The 697-nt window shown below is 69.2% G+C and carries 2 tRNA genes; both read right to left on the bottom strand.

Going from position 1 to position 697, the window contains the following annotated elements:
• Positions 1-151: 151 nt before the first annotated feature.
• Positions 152-225 (bottom strand) — tRNA-Gly (locus HMPREF0731_RS22430).
• Between the two features lie 103 nt (positions 226-328).
• Positions 329-411 (bottom strand) — tRNA-Tyr (locus HMPREF0731_RS22425).
• Positions 412-697: the final 286 nt, after the last annotated feature.

Below are 697 nucleotides of genomic sequence, written 5' to 3'. Positions count from 1 at the left end.
AACGTGGCCGATCGTGCCAATGTTGCAGTGCGGCTTGTTCCGCTCAAACTTAGCTTTCGCCATCTATCGGTCACCCTGTCGGTCCAGCGCCGATACCGGCGCACTATCCGCCCCGAGGCCCGCTCAATGGTCCGTAGCCCGCTCCACAGATTGGAGCGGGTGACGGGAATCGAACCCGCACAACCAGCTTGGAAGGCTGGGGCTCTACCATTGAGCTACACCCGCACCGCGCGTCCGTTGCGACGGCCGCGCCGTGGCGCCACTCCAGCCGGGAAAGATTGTGCCCCGGGCCACCCGATGACAGGTCGTGTCATCGGCAGGCCGGATATGGAGGGGGTTGGATTCGAACCAACGTAGGCGTGCGCCAACGGATTTACAGTCCGTCCCCTTTAGCCACTCGGGCACCCCTCCGCGCTATCCCGGCCGGCGGGAGCGGGGCGGACTATCCGGTTTTCGCGGCGCCTGTCAACGCACCCCGGGCAATTCTTTTGCGTTTTCGTCATCCGCCCTTGCTTCGGCGCGGCCGATCGCCAGGATGCCGCCCATGTCGCGCCCCCCTCGCCGGCCGGAAGGCCCGCGCCGCCCCTCTTCCTTTCCCTCTCCGGCGCCCAAGGGCCGCCCCCAGGACCGTCACGCCGAGCGCCCGGCGGGCCGCCCCGGCCATGCCGCCGGCGCCGCGCCGGAGGAGGAGCGCCCC

The organism is Pseudoroseomonas cervicalis ATCC 49957 (assembly GCF_000164635.1).
Taxonomy (GTDB): domain Bacteria; phylum Pseudomonadota; class Alphaproteobacteria; order Acetobacterales; family Acetobacteraceae; genus Pseudoroseomonas; species Pseudoroseomonas cervicalis.
Note: the sequence above shows the minus strand (reverse complement) of the source record. Positions and strands in the feature narration are given on the sequence as shown.